Below are 17,414 nucleotides of genomic sequence, written 5' to 3'. Positions count from 1 at the left end.
TTTTATTGTTTACATCCAACTACAACTAAAATAGGCGCCCCTGATGGAGAGGAGTTTGCCACGCAATGGCAATAAAAGTTGTGATGTTTTAACCTTGTTGGAATTTGGTGCTTGGAATTCGGCCCTTGAAATTCGATAGTTGGAATTCGGTACTTGGAATTTCGTGCTTCGAATTTGGTGCTTGGAATTTGGTGCTTGTAATTCGGTACTTGAGATTGGGTGCTTGGAATTTGGTGCTTGTTCTTTGGTGCTTCGGTTATACCGTCTTTTGAACCACTTCAAATACTTTTTGTCCGTCGCACTTTAGGGTTTTTGAAGGATACTTGAGGAGCAGGGCGTAATCATGGGTGGCCATGAGAATGGTCTTTCCGTTTTTGCTGATCTGTTGCAGGACTTCCATGATCTCTACAGAAGTTTGTGGATCTAGGTTTCCGGTAGGTTCATCGGCAAGGATGAGTTCAGGATCATTAAGTAGGGCCCGAGCAATAGCAATACGCTGCTGTTCCCCTCCCGAGAGCTGGTAAGGATTCTTAAATCCTTTTGTGCCCATTCCTACTTTCTTCAGTACTTCTTCGATCTTGGCATCCATGGCTGCCTTGTCTTTCCAGCCGGTTGCCTTGAGCACGAAAAGCAGGTTCTCATTGACATTTCTGTCATTGAGTAGTTTAAAATCCTGGAAAACCACACCCAGTTTCCGGCGTAAGAAGGGAATATCCTTTTCCCGTAAGGTTCGCAGGTCGTAATCTACGATCTGGCCTTCACCTTCGGTAAGCGGGAGGTCGCCGTACAAGGTTTTCATGAAACTACTTTTTCCGGTTCCTGTCTTTCCAATGAGGTAAACAAATTCTCCTTTTTCGATCTCTATATTAACTTCAGAAAGAATTAACGCCTCTCTTTGATATATGGCGGCATCTTTTAGGTACAGAACAGTATTGGACATGGAAAATTACATTTTTGAGAGGTAAAAGTAAGAAAGAGAACGTAATTATGATGGTTCGTGTTGCTTTTCTTCTGCTGAATTTTTCCGCAGAAAATTTTAAGTTTCATTTAACGGCCCGGTATAATTTATCCTACAGGATTGGCGTTATTACCAAAGAGTTTCTTATATCTTTGAATCATCAACAAACAATTCCTACGAATGAAACATAACAAAATCTGCTTATTTGTTGTTTTCTTTTTTCTTTCCATTTCAGGGTTTTCTCAACAATCTGCCATTCAGACAAATGAACTTGCCGATTATCACAGGGCCTTGGAATTATACAACAATCAGCAATACCTCGCCGCACAAACCTTGTTTGACGAAGTAAAAGATGAGGTTGATGATGAGAGGATAGAAGCCAATTGTGCATATTACATTGCTAATGCTGCCATACGACTCAACCAGCCAGGAGCAGATAAGCTCATGGAAGATTTTGTGCAGCGTTATCCTACCAGCACAAAGACCAATGCAGCATTTTTGGACGTAGCCGATTACTACTTTGAAACCGGAAAATATTCTCTTGCCCGTAAATGGTATGATACCGTAGATCAAAGAAATCTCAGTAAAGCCGAAAAGGAGAGGTTCAACTTCAATAATGGCTATGCCTATTTCAGAGCCAATCAACCCGAAGAAGCCAGGGAATACCTGAGTAAGGTTCAGGATTCAAAAACCTATGGTTCGCAGGCTAAATATTACCTGGGCTTTATGGCTTACGAAGGTGATGATTATGAACAGGCAAATGCACTTTTTGAGGAGGTGCAGGATAACGAACGTTACGAAGAAGATCTTTCTTATTTCCAGGCCGACATGAATTTCAAGCAGGGGAATTTTGAAAAAGCTATTCAATTGGGGCTCGAGCAATTACCTCGTGCCGATCGTCGCGATAAGTCTGAACTCAACAAGATCATTGGAGAGAGCTATTTTAATCTTGGACAGTATGAAAAAGCTATTCCTTATCTCAAGGAGTATCAGGGCGAAAGAGGGAAATGGAATAATACAGATTACTACCAACTGGGCTATGCCTATTTTCAACAGGACAATTTTGAGGCAGCAATTTCTGAATTCAATAAAATTATTGATGGTAAGAATGCCGTCGCACAGAATGCCTATTATCATCTTGCCCAGTCCTATCTTAAAACAGATAAGAAGCAGCAGGCATTGAACGCATTTAAAAATGCGAGTGAAATGGATTTCAATATGGAGATCAAAGCCGATGCTGCTCTAAACTACGCCAAACTTAGCTATGAGATTGGAAATAATTATGCCAGCACTCCACAGGTGCTTCTAAATTATCTTGAAGCTTATCCTAATTCCCCTGCAAAAGATGAGATCAATGAGCTGTTGATCAATTCATTCATTACATCCAAGAATTACGAAGAGGCCATGAGGTTGCTAAAAGGGAATCGCAATTTTCAGAACAATGTTGTTTATCAACAGGTTGCTCTTTATCGCGGGCTTGAACTCTTTGAGGAAGGGAATTACCAAGAAGCGAGCGAATATTTCGACCTTGCACTCAATGAGCGTCGGGATCCGAAATTCACTGCGTTGGCCACTTTTTGGAAGGCAGAGAGCGATTTCAACCTTCGCAATTATCCTGAAGCTTTGATTGGGTATAGGGAATTTAGTGGAATGAGTGGGGCACAAGGAGTTTCAGAAAAGGAAAATCTCGATTATAATATTGGGTACGCTTATTTCAAGCAGCGGGATTATGCCAGGGCGGCTGAATTCTTTAACCGCTATGCAAGAGACACCGGGAAGGACAGGTTGCGAAGGAACGATGCTTATGTGAGACTGGGAGACAGTCACTTTGTTAATAGCAGTTACTGGCCGGCAATGGAGGCTTATAACGCGGCTATAGCACTCAATGGTGCTCAAAATGACTATGCGGCTTTTCAAAAAGCCATTAGTTATGGATTTGTACAGCGTAATGACACAAAGATCTCTGAGCTTAATGATTTTCTTCGGAAATATCCCCGCTCTTCTTACAGAGATGATGCGGCATACGAACTGGGCAATACCTATGTGGCGATGAAAAATACTTCGCAGGGTATGGAGGCTTACGATCGATTGATAAGAGATGTGCCCGGAAGTCCTTTCGTGCCACAGGCGCTATTAAAGCAAGGACTAATCTATTATAATAATGACCAGGGAAATCAGGCGCTGGATAAACTGAAAAAAGTGGTGGCCGAGTATCCTAATTCTGCTGAAGCTGTACAGGCCGTGAGTACTGCACGTCTTATCTATGTTGATCTGGGCAGAACAGACGAATATGCGAATTGGGTGAAGAATCTCGACTTCGTGGAAGTCACCGATGCCGATCTTGACAATACTACATTTGAATCTGCAGAGAAGCAATACCAGGAGAACAACACTGCTGCAGCCATTACTGCTTTGAGCAAGTATCTGAATTCTTTCCCTAACGGGATACATTCAGTACAGGCTAATTTTTACCTGGGACAACTGTATTTCAGAGATGGTAATAAACAAAAGAGCATTCCGCATTACAAATACGTTATTGGAAGATCTTCTTCAGAATATCTTGAGCAGTCGCTGGCAAGGCTTTCAGAAGTATATCTTGAAAACAGAAATTACGTTGAGGCAATTCCTTTACTTAAAAGGCTGGAAGTGGAAGCTTCTTATCCTCAGAACACCATTTTTGCGCAGTCAAACCTTATGAAATCATATCTGGAGAGTGAAAAATATTCGGAAGCAGTGACCTATGCAGAAAAAGTTCTTGCCAATCCAGATGCCGAAAAAAGTGCGAAAAATGATGCTCAGGTAATTATAGCCAGGGCAGCGATGCGTACTGGGAATGAAGATAGAGCAAAGCGTGCATATGCTGAAGTTCAGAAATCGGCTAGTGGAGAATTGGCTGCAGAAGCTCTTTACTATGATGCATATTTTAAGCACAAAGGAGGAAGTTACCAGGCATCTAACGATGCAGTACAGCGCCTGGCAAAGGAATATTCAGGTTATAAGCTTTATGGTGCGAAAGGGCTTGTGCTAATGGCTAAGAATTTCTATCAGTTAGGAGATGCTTACCAGGCAACTTACATTCTTGACAACGTGATCAAGAACTTCACTCAGTTCCCCGAAGTGGTACAGGAGGCAAAGCAGGAACTAAGTCGAATCAAAGCACAGGAAGCTAAAACAAATGCTTCTGTTGAAACAAACAATTAAAAATACTTAATAAGCCTTCTCATGAAAATCAATTCATTAAGTACAATCTTTATATTTTTAATTTTTACCGGCTACACCTTCGCTCAGGATTTAGGAAGTGAAACTGTTGAGGTGGTAAAGCCCTATACCCCTACCGTAAGTGATGCCGCTAAGATCAAAGAAACACCTAAGATCACAGATTCTCTAAACCTCGCAAAAAGGCCTGTGGTGTATAGCATTTTTTCTGTGCCGGTAGCTTCCACCTTTTCACCAGCTAAGGGAAGAGCAACCACGGTAGAAAGGCAAAGGCCACCAAAGCTTTATGATAATTACATTACTCTGGGTTTTGGAACCTATACAAGTGCCCTTGCAGAATTCTACAGCAATATTGAAGTCACCCGTACAGATAACTTCGGAATATTTCTAAACCACAACTCGGCCCAGGGAGGGATAGATGATGTAGTTTATGACGATCATTATTATGATACCGAACTCAATCTGAACTATTCTTCAAGGAATCGTGACCTTATCTGGAACCTGGATTTTGGAGCAGAGCATCAGCAATACAACTGGTATGGAGTGCCAAATTTCATCGGGATCCAGTTGCCAGAGATAGATCCACAACACAATTACTATAGCGTATTTACCGGTGGTGAGGTGAACTGGGACAAATCCTTCTTCGACAGGGCCGAAGCCAGATACAGATACTTTGGAGATGATCATGGTTCTGCAGAACACAGGGTGAAAATAAAACCCACTCTGGAATTGCCTATTGGCGGAGAACTTTTTCACACCAATCTGATCTTTGATTATGTAAAAGGGGATTTTGACAGAGGTTTTTATTCAGATGATCCCATTAGCTACAGCAGCATGAATGCAGGATTACAATCCAGCCTGCTTGTTCTTAGAGATGATCTAACCCTGAATCTTGGGGCTGCTATTTTCTACAACTATGATTCAGATAACGGAGATGGCGGAATTTATGTTTACCCGCAGGTGAAAGCGAGCTATCGAATGGCGGGAGATTACTTTATAGGATATGCAGGGCTGGAAGGGGAACTGCGACAGAATAGTTACTACGATTTTGTACAGCGAAATCCTTTTGTTTCACCTACCCTGGAAGTTCGACCTACAGACAGGCAATATGATGCCTATGTAGGTGCTAAAGGGAAACTATCCAATAGCATAGGTTATAATATTCGTGCGAATTACGTGGCTGAAGATGCCAAACCCTTGTTCAGGTCGAATCCATATTATGGGGGAGAGGATTATAGCTATGAGAATTCCTTCGAAGTTGTATATGACCGGGTCAATACGGTTTCCGTCTTTGGTGAACTGAATGTAGACGTACGCCGCAACTTGAACCTGAGGCTTAATGCCAGCTTTTTTGTTTATGATACCGATGAGCAGCAGGAGGCGTGGAATCTTCCAGATTTTGAAGCCAATGCAATGCTCGACTGGCAGATAACCTCAAAATGGTCTGCCGGGGCCGATCTCTTTCTTGTAGGAGAACGAAAGGATGCCAATATGTTTGTAGACAGAACTGGAGGAGAATCAGTTAGATTTGCCTCAGTTGCAGATCTGGATTCTTACCTTGATCTTAATGCCAGGCTGGGTTACAGGTTCAATGACAGGCTTTCAATCTTTGCCCGTGGTAATAATTTGCTGGGTAACAATTATGAAAAGTGGAAGAACTACCCTGTACTTGGGTTACAGGTAATGGCCGGGGCAACTTATAAATTCGATTTCGGAAGATAAGTGATTCTGAGAAAGTTACAGGAGGTCGGTTTAGATAAACCGACCTTTTTTATTTTCGAAAAGGAGGTTTAATGCATCCTTAACAATTAGATAACATTGATATAAAAATAGGTTCTTATGGAAGTATGTAATATTGCAGCTCGAAAAAAACCAAGGAAAAGTGTATTTTTCAGCACTTTTAATATTTTTAACTTTCTTTTTTTAGAAAATGGCAAAAACTAAATTTAAACGGACGAAGCGAAACAGGCCCTACCTGAACGTCCTAGACTTTATGGTTCAGGAAAAGACATTTCTTGCCATAGTAATCATTGGTCTTGTACTGGCAGGTATCCTTACTGGTTATGGCCAGGCCGGAATGTGGCTCGGATTCTTTTTCGCTGCTTATGCAACTGTGGCTAACGATAGTATTCAATCTCTCGGAACCTTTATTGAAAGCAACAAGAACCGGAAGTGGTGGGTGATGTGGCTGTTTATAGGGATCATCTTTCTTGCGGTGGTGACCTATAGCTGGGTCGAATTTGACGGAGACGTTACCTATAGACGCCTTCTAAGTGCAGAAGGCACCACTAAATATCCGCACCCCGAAAATTTCAGTTTTTTCCAGATCATTGCACCGCTTGTACTGCTTATCCTTACCAGGTTAAAGATGCCGGTGTCTACAACCTTTCTTATTTTAAGTGTTTTTAGTGCCGATACTTCAGGAATTACTTCCGTAGTTTGGAAATCCTGGACCGGATACATCATGGCTTTTGTTCTTTCTTTCCTGGTGTGGTATCTGTCGTACAACGCAATAAAGAAATATTTTAAAAGCCGAAAATTTAACAAGAGCTGGAATATAGTTCAATGGATCGTGAGCGGTACTCTTTGGGGAGTGTGGGTGATGCAGGATGGAGCTAATATTGCTGTTTTCTTACCAAGACAACTCGACCTCTTTCAGTTCATAATTTTTGCCTTTACTATTTTCGCTGGGTTGGGTCTGCTTTTTTATTTAAGAGGAGATAAGATTCAGGAAGTTGTGAGCGAAAAAGCGAGGATATCCGATGTAAGGGCTGCCACTCTTGTTGATGCTACTTATGTCATCCTGTTGATCTACAAACTTTTTATTAGTACAGTACCCATGTCCACCACCTGGGTATTCCTTGGAGTTATTGGAGGTAGAGAAATTGCGGTAAGCCTTTCACGTACCAAGAAAGGTAAAAAACACCGCAAAAAAGCAGGAAGGATGATTTTCAAAGACTTCTCTTACGCCATGATAGGTCTGTTTATCTCAATTGCGCTTGCTGCGGGAGCAAACCCGGACATTCGCCAGGCCATCGGAAATGCGATTATGAGCTGGTTCTAAAACCCGATTAATACAAATAAAAAGTAATGCGCTCCTCTTTGGAGCGCATTTTCTATTTTTACGCAAATTATAAGACCATGACCAAAAAAATACTTTTTTTACTCCTTACCTGCGGAATGTTTTTCGCCTGTGACAATAAAGAAGAAGCAGATCTTTTAGTGATCAACGCCAAAGTTTACACTGTAGATAAGGAATTTTCAATTGCTGAAGCCTTTGCTGTAAAGGACGGTAAATTTATAGCTGTGGGGACTGCACAGGAGCTTCAGGAAAAATTTAATGCTGCTGAAGTTCTGGATGCCGGGGGGAAAAGCGTTCTTCCGGGACTAATTGATGCTCATGCCCATTTTTATGGTCTGGGAACAAACATGCAGGCAGTTGACCTTACCGGAACTACCAGCTTTAAAGAGGTAGTAAATCGCATTACTGAATTTCAGAAGGAAAAGAATACAGATTTTGTAGTAGGCCGGGGTTGGGATCAAAACGATTGGGAAGTAAAAGAATTCCCGGTCAAGGACACCCTAGATCTGCTATTCCCAAATACACCCGTAGCTATTACGCGTATTGACGGTCACGCCATCCTTGCCAACCAGGCTGCTCTTGATGCTGCAGGGATCACTGCAGAGACACCTGCCGAGGGTGGAGAGATCGAGGTAAAGGATGGGAAACTGACCGGAATTCTTATCGATAATCCCATGGCACTGGTAGAGAATGCTGTGCCAAAGACCAGTATTCAGGATCAGGTGGCGGCTTTACAGGATGCTCAAAAAGAGGTATTTCAGTATGGATTAACTACGGTGAATGATGCCGGCCTTGATCGGGAAACCATCGAATTGATTGACAGCCTTCAGCAGGCGGGAGCACTAGACGTGCGTATTTATGCGATGATCAGCAATACAAAGGAGAATCTGGATTATTATCTTCCGAAGCAACCCTTGAAAACGGATAAGCTTAATGTGAGATCTGTCAAGTTCTACGCAGATGGAGCTCTAGGTTCAAGGGGTGCAGCCTTAAAAGAATCTTATTCAGATAAACATGATCATTATGGTGCGCTGCTTTCTTCTGTTGCCGATTTTAAGGCTACTGCTGCACGAATAGCAAATTCGCCTTACCAGATGAATACGCATGCCATTGGAGATTCAGCAAACGTTGTGGTTCTTAGGACTTATGATTCCCTGCTGGCCGAGGCTGGAGATCGCCGTTGGAAAGTAGAACATTCTCAGGTTATCGCTCCAGAAGACGTCAGGTACTTCAGTAAAAATATTATTCCTTCTGTCCAGCCTACTCATGCTACCAGTGACATGTACTGGGCGCAACAGAGGTTGGGTGCCGAAAGGGAAAAAGGTGCTTATGCCTACAAGAAGTTGCTGGAAGAGGCCGGAATAATTGCATTAGGAACAGATTTCCCAGTGGAAAAAGTAAGTCCGTTTTTAACCTTTTACGCGGCCATAAGCCGAAAGGATGTTGAAAATTATCCTGCTGAAGGTTATTATATGGAACAGGCACTCTCAAGAGAGGAAGCTTTAAAGGGAATGACTATCTGGGCCGCATACAGCAACTTTGAGGAGCAGGAAAAAGGGTCTATAGAAGCAGGTAAGTTTGCCGATTTCGTGATCCTCGATAAAAACATCATGGAGATCCCCGAAACGGAGATCCCAAACCTCAAAGCTAATGCCACATATCTGGGAGGTAAGCGCGTTTACAGTAGTGTGAAGTAGGACGTGCCAATTTAAACTGAGCCTGCAAATTTTCGCAGCTAAGTTTTAAAGCCTCAGAAAAAAATACTCCTCAAAAATGTCATTTTTGAGGAGTATTTTTTTTAAATAATTACCAGTGAAAAGTAGTTGTAGGAATCAGAAAAGAGCAACAGATCTTTGTGCAGGAAAAGGATCTATTTTCCTCCGTTGGCTCTAAGGTCCAGCTTGCACTGGTCATCAAAGTCCAGAACATGCTGTCCGTTTTCCAGGAAGCTAAAAGGCGAGGTGCCAAATTCAATTTCAGCATTCATAAGGCAGCCTTCCACGTTGCAGTGCGCTTTTTTCTTGGGATCGGGATCTACGTGAGGCGTCTGGGCAGTTGTACCATTGTTCACCAGCCCAAAAAGATGGCCAAACTCGTGGTGTAATGCAGTGGTCTGGATTTCGCTTTGGGTGCCAGAACTCGCCATTTCCCGTATTTCCTTTTCAAAGATCACCATAGAGGTGTTCAAGTAAGCTTTCCCTATTATTCTTCGTTGCGAATTGCTGTCGGTACTTTTTTCATCGGCAAAGAAGATGTAAGTGCCCAATTTTTCATCATTGGAGAAAACAGTTCTGTTCTCTTTTTCAATCTTTACGATCTCGTCGATGGAGTAAGTGCCAAGGTTCGGTGAAGGTATGGCACGGGTTTTTATCGAAATTCCGTTTGGCTTATTGAGATATTTTCCGAGGAATTTTTGGAGGCTAACAATCGCTTCAGAAGTTGGTTCAGATCCTGTCACGTACACGATCTCGACCTCCAGAGAAGTGAATTTTTCATCGCTTAGAAAATCCCTGGCCGATGCTCCCAGCACCAGGTCGTTTCTATGAGATGACGAGGAATCTTCAGCCTCGTCTACAGAACATCCTGCAAAAAGTAAAACAATAATCAGCCAGCTAAAAAATCTAATTCCCGAAGAAAATGTCATCGTACTATTTTAATTTAAGTTGTGCGAGGTAGTCATAATGTTCTCCTTCAAAGAGCAGCTCACATGAAAAACCATTCTTACCTGCTGCTAAATATAAGGAATCGAAATCAAGATAAAGCCAGGGAAAATTATCTGATGTTTCCCCTTTATAGCTCAGTTGATAGTTGAGTTCCCCGTAATAACCCTGGGAAGAATCTACCCATACTCCGCCATCTTCATCTGCATCAAAAAGATAGATAAGATCGGAAGAGTCTATTAGCACCTGCCCATCTTGAGCCAAAAGGTTTTTTAGCTGCTGAAAAAAATCATCTAAAAATCTCATTTTACCTACAATGCCAGTACCATTCATGAGCAGCAGAATGGTATCAAATTTTTCTTCGGAAAGCTCTTCGAAAGCTATATTCCTCGCATCAGAAATACCTCTTTTTTCGCAAATCTTGATTGCGCCGGCAGAAGTGTCTATTGCAGTGACCGGTAAATTTCTTTCCTGCTGAAGGTACAGAGTGTGACTGCCCGCCCCGCACCCAACATCCAGAACTTTTCCCCGGCAGGAGGTTAAGGCTTTTTGCTCGAGTTTTGGCATCTCCTTAAAGTTTCTAAAGAGGTATGCAACTGGTATTACATCATCATCAAAATCGGGGGAGTGGACGATAATGTCTTCATTGTCACCAGCTTCATAGAAGGCTGTAATAGCCTTTCCGAAAATGTCTGGCTGCTCTTTTATCTTGTTCACGTGCTAGTTCTGTTTATCTTTGCGCCATGCAGGAAGAGATCGATGGGCTCCCGCAGAGGGCCAAAGATAAACATAAGGAGAATAAGAAGTTTTTCTCTCAGCTTAAAAAAAAGCCACCAAAGCATCTTGACCTTCAAATGCAGGAGCTGCATGAGGAGGAATTTCAGAGAACAGACTGCCTTAAATGTGCTAACTGCTGTAAAACCACCGGACCTCTCTTTACCAATAAGGATATTGAACGCATTTCCAGACACCTGCGCCTAAAGCCGCAGCAGTTCATCGATAAGTATCTGAGGATAGATGAAGATAAGGATTACGTCTTGCAGGAAGTACCCTGTGCCTTTCTCGCTCCCGACAATTACTGCCTCATCTATGATGTGCGACCTAAGGCCTGCAGTGAGTTTCCTCATACTAATCGCAAAGACTTCCAGAAGATCTCAAATCTCACCATGAAGAACGTTGCAATTTGCCCGGCAGCGTTTAATATTGTAGAGGAAATGAAAAAGCGGCTGCCTTAGCAGCCTCTTTGTTGCAAGTTGCAGGTTGCGCGTTTTATGGGAATGCGGTAAATTGAGGTATAATCCTTTAAACTATGGCCGATTCTTATCATCAACTGGAGATCTCTCAAAAATCCATGGATCTTTTTTACGCTACTCATCGCCTCAGTCATACTCTACCAAGGCATGAGCTTTATGAACTGGGTAGCCAGGTAAGAAGGTCCTGTGACGGAATAAATTCTAACATTGTCGAAGGGTATGGCAGAAAAAGATACAAAGCTGATTTCATCAAGTTTCTAGTCTACGCCCACTCCAGTTGCGATGAGACCAAAAACCACTTAAAAAAGATAACTGTTCTCTATCCTGAATTGGTAAAGGACCATTTATATCTAAAGGATGAATATGATCGCCTTAGTGCCAAGATCTATAACTTCATTAAGTACGTTGAGAAGAACTGGAAGATTTAACCCGCACAGTGCAACGTGCAACATTTAATAATAGAGCAAATATTTCTCCCTTACCTTCGCGTATTCCTCTAACCCCGGCTTCCAGCTCGCACGAATCTCCTTTGCACTCATCCTACTTTCTATTTGGTGCTGGAGTTTTTTAGTTCCGGCGAGTTTGGTGAAAAACGAATTGAAAAATTCCTCTTTTCGAGAGGTAAGATTATAAGCTTCTATCAGCCATTCAAGATTTAAAAAGTCGAGGTTAGGGGTGTTAGAAAGATCTTTACCATAACAGGTTTTTCCCAGGTGCTTAGGGGATTTTGCTCCTTCATTCGATTGAGGGACATAAGAAAAAAGGTATTTGTCATTAGGCAGGAAAGGGGAACCAAAAACCTGGAACTGCTTATCGGTTCCGCGGCCGGCATTAACATTGGTGCCCTCAAAAAAACAGAGGCTGGGATAAAGATTTACAGCCTTTGCATTAGGAAGGTTTGGGGAAGGTTTTACCGGTAGCTCATAAGGCTCGTTGCGGTCATAGTTTTCCATTTTAATCACCTGCAATGAAGGCTGAATTTTATTTTTTAACCAGCTTTCTCCATTGATCATGGTTGCATATTCCCCAATCGTCATTCCATGCACCACAGGAACAGGATGCATCCCTACAAAACTTTGATGTTGCGGTTCAAGAACAGGTCCGTCAATAAAATGTCCGTTGGGATTAGGGCGGTCAAAGACAAGGACCTCAATTTCATTTTCTGCAGCTGCTTCCATAATATAGTGCAGAGTCGAAATATAGGTGTAGAAGCGAACTCCCACATCCTGAAGATCAAAAATGAGAACGTCGAGATCCTTCAGCTGTTCTGCGGTTGGTTTTTTGTTGTTTCCGTAGAGAGAGATCACAGGGAGCCCGGTGCGAGGATCCTTTCCATCCTCAACTGCCTCCCCGGCGTCGGCTGTTCCGCGAAAACCGTGTTCGGGAGCAAATACCTTCCGTAGATCAACTTTAAGAGAGAGCAGGGTGTCAACCAGATGGACGTTTCCGCTTTCGGTGGGAATAATGCTGGTTTGATTCCCAACAAGACCCACTTTCTTCCCTTCCAAAAAGGGCAAATAATAGTCGGTTCTTTCTGCACCTAATTTTAACCGGGGCTCCTCCTGTTGGTGTACCGAAGAGCTGTCTTCTTGAGAAGAAGTTTTGCTGTTTTCGCGCGAGGTGTTTCCGCAGGCAGCGGCACTAATAAGTAGGAATAAAAATGTACTTTTGAAAAATCTAAAACTCATAGCTGCTCTTGAATCTGGAATTCTTTATCGCCAAACGACTTATTAGTGCGAAGCAACACAAAAGTAGCATTTCGGCCCCTATAATAAAAATAGCTATTGTGGCCATTGCTATTGGGGTCATCATGATGCTGGTAGCTTTTGCAACAAGTCTGGGTCTTCAGCAAAAGATACGGGAAAAAATGTCGGCTTTTACAGGGCATATTACTATTTCCAGCTATGACAATAACAATTCCCAGGTTTCTCTTATGCCAATTTCCAAAAATCAGGATTTTTATCCTGAATTCACCAGTGTAGAGGGTGTGAAGCATGTGCAGGCCTCGGCTTACCTGGCAGGAGTGATTCGCACTGAGACCGATTTTGAAGGGATTATTGTCAAAGGGATTGGGACAGATTACAACTGGGATTACTTTAAGGAATTTCTTATTGCCGGGGAGCTGCCAGATGTTTCAAAAAACCTGAACGATGAGGTGCTTGTCTCGAAATTTACAGCCACCCGATTAGGCCTGGAAGTAGGCGATAAAGTTCCTACTTACTTCTTGCGAGATGAAAGCAGCAAGACGCCGCTCATAAGAGCTTTTGTTATTAAAGGTGTTTACAGCTCCGGTTTTCAGGAGTTTGATGAGCTTTATATGCTGGCAGATATACGCCATATTCAGCGAATCAACCGCTGGGAAAAGGATGAGGTAGGAAATTTTGAAGTCTTTCTGGAAGATTTCAGTGAGGTAGAAGAAAAAGGCCAGGAGATCTATGAGAATACCGGTTCTTTCCTTGACACCCGAACCATAAAACAACAGTATTATTCCATTTTTGAGTGGTTATCGCTTTTTGATTTTAATGTGGCGCTCATCATTGGGATCATGATCCTGGTAGCAGGGATCAACATGATCACCGCTCTGCTGGTACTTATCCTGGAGCGCACTCAAATGGTAGGGATACTAAAAGCGCTGGGGAGCAGTGACTGGACCATAAGGAAGATCTTCCTATACAACGCTACTTATCTCATTTTACTCGGACTTTTCTGGGGAAATCTAATTGGCCTCGGACTACTATTTGCTCAAAAATATCTGAAGCTTTTTCCTCTCGATCCTGAGACCTACTACGTCACCGAAGCTCCTGTTTACATTGGGTGGGAATATATTGCTGCCGTGAACCTGGGTACTCTTGTTCTATGCATGCTCATGTTGCTCATCCCTTCCTATATCATTACTAGGATATCTCCTGTAAGAGCCATGAAGTTCGACTAGAAGAGGTGTCAAAAATGTCATTTTTGGCACCTCTTTTGCCCGCTTTTAAAAGCTGCTTTTTTTCTTACCTTTGCAGCCGCAAAAATGAGATATGGAATACGCTGAAAATATATTAGGTACTATTGGTAACACCCCACTGGTCAAGATCAATAAATTGACTGAAGGTATAGATGCTCTGGTACTGGCAAAATATGAGACCTTTAATCCGGGGAATTCGGTAAAGGATCGTATGGCCGTCAAGATGATCGAAGATGCCGAAGCGGCAGGACTTTTAAAACCAGGAGGGACCATCATTGAGGGAACTTCAGGAAATACAGGGATGGGTCTTGCACTGGCAGCCATTGTAAAAGGCTACCGCATGGTCTGTGTTATGGCCGATAAACAATCCAAGGAAAAAATTGACATTTTAAGGGCTGTAGGCAGTGAGGTAGTGGTGTGCCCAACGGATGTTGCACCAGATGATCCCCAGTCGTATTATTCAACTTCAAAACGCCTTTCGGATGAGACACCAAATTCCTGGTATGTGAATCAATATGATAATCTTTCTAACACCAAAGCGCATTACGAAAGTACTGGGCCAGAAATATGGAGACAGACCGATGGGAAAGTGACTCACTTCGTAGTGGGCGTGGGTACCGGTGGGACTATTTCGGGCGTTGGAAAATATCTGAAAGAGCAGAATCCAAATGTGAAGGTATGGGGCGTGGATACTTATGGTTCAGTCTTTAAGAAATACCACGAAACAGGAGTTTTTGATGAAAAAGAAATTTATCCATACGTGACCGAAGGAATAGGAGAGGATATACTTCCTAAAAATGTGGACTTCAGCATTATTGATGGGTTTACTAAAGTAACAGATAAAGATGCTGCGATCTATACCCAACGGCTTGCAAAGGAGGAAGGAATGTTTCTGGGGAACAGTGCAGGTGCAGCTATTAAAGGTCTACTTCAGCTCAAGGAGCATTTCAAAAAAGATGATGTAGTGGTTATTCTGTTTCACGATCACGGAAGCCGGTATGTGGGGAAAATGTTCAATGATGACTGGATGAGAAAGATGGGGTATATTGAGTAACATAGGACTATGTTGCAGAAGTTCCAGAATTCTAAAAATAATGAGCCGCTTGTTACAGCGGCTTTTTTTATGGAACTATAAAGCAGTAGTTGTTTTTTCTCCTTTAGGGTTGAAGATTTGTAAAGCTGCTTCAGAATGATATATTTTAGCTTAACCAAAAAAACGTAGGAAATGAAAAAAATGCTACTGCCTTGCCTGGTCTTGCTGCTGCTCATGACTGGATGCAAAGAAACCGAGCCTGAGAATATCACCGTGGTTGAAGAGGATACCTTCAGATATCTGGCTCTGGGGGATTCTTACACGATTGGAGAAAGCGTTGCCCCGGCCATGCGTTGGCCGGTACAGCTTGTAGACAGCCTTCGAAAAACCGATGTGAAGATTGAAGATCCCAGGATCATTGCGACTACTGGCTGGACCACACAAGATCTCCTGAAGGCCATGGATGACCAGCTCAACAATGAGAAATTCGATCTTGTTTCCGTTCTTATCGGGGTGAATAACCAGTACCAGGGGAAAAGCCTGACAGCATACGAGCAAGACCTGCATGAAATTTTTGAAAGAGCTATTGCGCGTTCAGAAGAAGGTGCAGCCGGAGTATTTGCCGTAAGTATTCCGGACTATGGCGCAACGCCTTTTGGGGCTTCGAGGGAAGAAGAGATTGGGAAGGAAATAGACGAATTTAACGAGGTCTTTAAAAAGATTGCCTCGGAATATAATATTGAATATTTCAATATTACACCCATCTCCAGAAGAGCTAAGGAAGAGCCAGAGCTGGTAGCTGAAGACGGGCTTCATCCCAGTGGTGAAATGTATAAGCAATGGGTCGATCTGATCTTTAATGATGTGAAAGCCATCCTCGCCCCAAAAGATTAACAATATTTGTAAGATTTATCCCGCAGAAGAATTTCCAGGGGCGAGAAAAGCTATGAGTATATTACATACTTTTATTTTATGCGGGAGGATTACTTACATTACTTGTGGCAGTATCAAAAACTGGAACATCAGGCACTTAGAACCGCCAATGGGCTTGCAGTTAAGGTAATTTCACCAGGGTCTCATAATCTGCTTTCGGGTCCCGATTTTTTCAATGCCCGGCTGTTAATAGGAGATCAGGAATGGGCGGGAAATCTTGAGATCCATCTTCGCTCGTCAGACTGGTATATGCACGGGCACGAAAATGATCCCGCATATGATAATGTGATTCTGCATGTAGTATGGGAGCATGACGTGGAGGTCTATAGAAGGGACAATTCTCCTTTGCCTGTGGTTGAAATCAAAAAACTGGTTTTGCCTGAAGCAGTTGTTGCTTATGACGAGCTGTGTTCAGGAAATTCATCCAGGTGGATCAACTGCGAGAATGATCTTGGAGAGGTTGATGATTTCCTGGTTAGAAACTGGCTGGAGCGCCTTTACCTGGAGCGACTGGAACAAAAAACCACCCTTGTAAATACCCTTTTAGGAAAGTCGGCAGGAGATTGGGAGGCGGTGCTGTTCCAGTTGCTGGCAAAGAATTTTGGTCTTAATGTCAATGGGGAGGCCTTTCTTAGTATTGCAGCCTCAATTCCTTTTGCAGTGATAAGGAAAGTGCGAACCGACCCTTTTCAGCTGGAGGCTTTACTATTGGGGCAGGCAGGACTTTTGACCCTGCATAATGAAGATGCTTACTATCTGCAGCTCAAAACAGAATACAATTTTTTATGTCAAAAATTTAAGCTTTCTCAAAAAGGAGTTTTGCCGGTAAAATATTTCAGGCTGCGGCCCGATAATTTTCCGGAAATACGCTTGGTTCAGCTTGCCGCGGTCTATCATAAAAACGCAGCTCTTTTTTCTGCCCTCAGGCATATTTCTGAAGCACAAACTGTTTATGAATTGTTTGATGTCCAGCTGAATGATTTTTGGAATACGCACTACACCTTTAGGAGTGGCCACAGTTTCAGAAGAAAAAAACTGAGCAAAAAATTTCTCGATCTCCTGATCATTAATACTATTGTACCTCTGAATTTTACCTACATAAAAAGCCTCGGCGGAGAGATGGATCAACTTCTGGGAGTTATTGCGGCGCTTGCTCCCGAAGAGAACCAGATCATTAACAAATTCCGGACACTTAGACCCGGGTGTGCTGAAACAGCATTAGAATCGCAGGCATTGCTGCAGCTAAAAAATGAGTACTGCGATAAAAATGCATGCCTCAGGTGCGCTGTAGGACTTAAGATCCTTCAGAAAGAGCCTCAGATTTAATAT

14 protein-coding genes are annotated in these 17,414 nt (G+C 42.7%); 10 read left to right on the top strand and 4 right to left on the bottom strand.

Annotation, left to right across the window (positions count from 1 at the left end; translation table 11 throughout):
* Positions 1 to 256: 256 nt before the first annotated feature.
* Positions 257 to 940 (bottom strand): cell division ATP-binding protein FtsE, encoded by a 684-nt coding sequence (locus tag HC175_RS02475; RefSeq protein ID WP_168136915.1) that lies wholly within the window; start codon positions 938 to 940, stop codon positions 257 to 259.
* 198 nt (positions 941 to 1,138) lie between these two features.
* Between HC175_RS02475 and HC175_RS02470 the strand changes: the two genes are divergently transcribed.
* The 4 genes from HC175_RS02470 (at position 1,139) to HC175_RS02455 (ending at position 8,953) form a co-directional block, all read left to right on the top strand.
* Positions 1,139 to 4,159, top strand: a complete 3,021-nt coding sequence (locus HC175_RS02470) for a tetratricopeptide repeat protein (RefSeq protein WP_168136914.1) — start codon at positions 1,139 to 1,141, stop codon at positions 4,157 to 4,159.
* A gap of 21 nt (positions 4,160 to 4,180) precedes the next feature.
* Entirely contained in the window at positions 4,181 to 5,896 is a 1,716-nt protein-coding gene (locus tag HC175_RS02465; protein ID WP_168136913.1) for a TonB-dependent receptor, read from the top strand.
* Between the two features lie 208 nt (positions 5,897 to 6,104).
* Positions 6,105 to 7,238: a hypothetical protein gene (locus tag HC175_RS02460; RefSeq protein WP_168136912.1), complete on the top strand. Its 1,134-nt coding sequence runs from the start codon at positions 6,105 to 6,107 to the stop codon at positions 7,236 to 7,238.
* Between the two features lie 77 nt (positions 7,239 to 7,315).
* Positions 7,316 to 8,953, top strand: a complete 1,638-nt coding sequence (locus tag HC175_RS02455) for an amidohydrolase (protein WP_168137132.1) — start codon at positions 7,316 to 7,318, stop codon at positions 8,951 to 8,953.
* Between the two features lie 173 nt (positions 8,954 to 9,126).
* Here the strand turns inward: HC175_RS02455 and HC175_RS02450 are convergent, their stop codons facing one another.
* Positions 9,127 to 9,900 carry a hypothetical protein gene (locus tag HC175_RS02450; RefSeq protein ID WP_168136911.1) on the bottom strand — a complete coding sequence of 258 codons (774 nt, stop codon included), beginning with the start codon at positions 9,898 to 9,900 and terminating at the stop codon, positions 9,127 to 9,129.
* A 4-nt stretch (positions 9,901 to 9,904) separates the two neighbouring features.
* Complete coding sequence (locus HC175_RS02445) at positions 9,905 to 10,624, bottom strand: class I SAM-dependent methyltransferase (RefSeq protein WP_168137131.1); 720 nt, start codon at positions 10,622 to 10,624, stop codon at positions 9,905 to 9,907.
* Between the two features lie 35 nt (positions 10,625 to 10,659).
* On the opposite strand from HC175_RS02445, the gene HC175_RS02440 reads away from it, so the two are divergent.
* Positions 10,660 to 11,151 carry a YkgJ family cysteine cluster protein gene (locus HC175_RS02440; RefSeq protein WP_168136910.1) on the top strand — a complete coding sequence of 164 codons (492 nt, stop codon included), beginning with the start codon at positions 10,660 to 10,662 and terminating at the stop codon, positions 11,149 to 11,151.
* Between the two features lie 74 nt (positions 11,152 to 11,225).
* A complete protein-coding gene (locus tag HC175_RS02435) occupies positions 11,226 to 11,597 on the top strand; it encodes a four helix bundle protein (RefSeq protein ID WP_168136909.1) in 372 nt (123 codons plus the stop codon).
* 24 nt (positions 11,598 to 11,621) lie between these two features.
* Here the strand turns inward: HC175_RS02435 and HC175_RS02430 are convergent, their stop codons facing one another.
* A complete protein-coding gene (locus tag HC175_RS02430; protein ID WP_168136908.1) occupies positions 11,622 to 12,857 on the bottom strand; it encodes an exo-beta-N-acetylmuramidase NamZ family protein in 1,236 nt (411 codons plus the stop codon).
* Between the two features lie 8 nt (positions 12,858 to 12,865).
* Between HC175_RS02430 and HC175_RS02425 the strand changes: the two genes are divergently transcribed.
* From HC175_RS02425 to HC175_RS02410, 4 genes are all read left to right on the top strand, one after another.
* Positions 12,866 to 14,101 (top strand): ABC transporter permease, encoded by a 1,236-nt coding sequence (locus tag HC175_RS02425; protein ID WP_168136907.1) that lies wholly within the window; start codon positions 12,866 to 12,868, stop codon positions 14,099 to 14,101.
* Positions 14,102 to 14,192: 91 nt separating this feature from the next.
* Positions 14,193 to 15,173, top strand: coding sequence for a PLP-dependent cysteine synthase family protein (locus HC175_RS02420; protein WP_168136906.1), 981 nt, complete (start codon positions 14,193 to 14,195; stop codon positions 15,171 to 15,173).
* A gap of 171 nt (positions 15,174 to 15,344) precedes the next feature.
* Complete coding sequence (locus tag HC175_RS02415) at positions 15,345 to 16,046, top strand: SGNH/GDSL hydrolase family protein (RefSeq protein WP_168136905.1); 702 nt, start codon at positions 15,345 to 15,347, stop codon at positions 16,044 to 16,046.
* A gap of 78 nt (positions 16,047 to 16,124) precedes the next feature.
* Positions 16,125 to 17,411 carry a DUF2851 family protein gene (locus tag HC175_RS02410; RefSeq protein WP_168136904.1) on the top strand — a complete coding sequence of 429 codons (1,287 nt, stop codon included), beginning with the start codon at positions 16,125 to 16,127 and terminating at the stop codon, positions 17,409 to 17,411.
* Positions 17,412 to 17,414: the final 3 nt, after the last annotated feature.

The sequence above is a fragment of the Salinimicrobium oceani genome (assembly GCF_012037645.1).
Note: the sequence above shows the minus strand (reverse complement) of the source record. Positions and strands in the feature narration are given on the sequence as shown.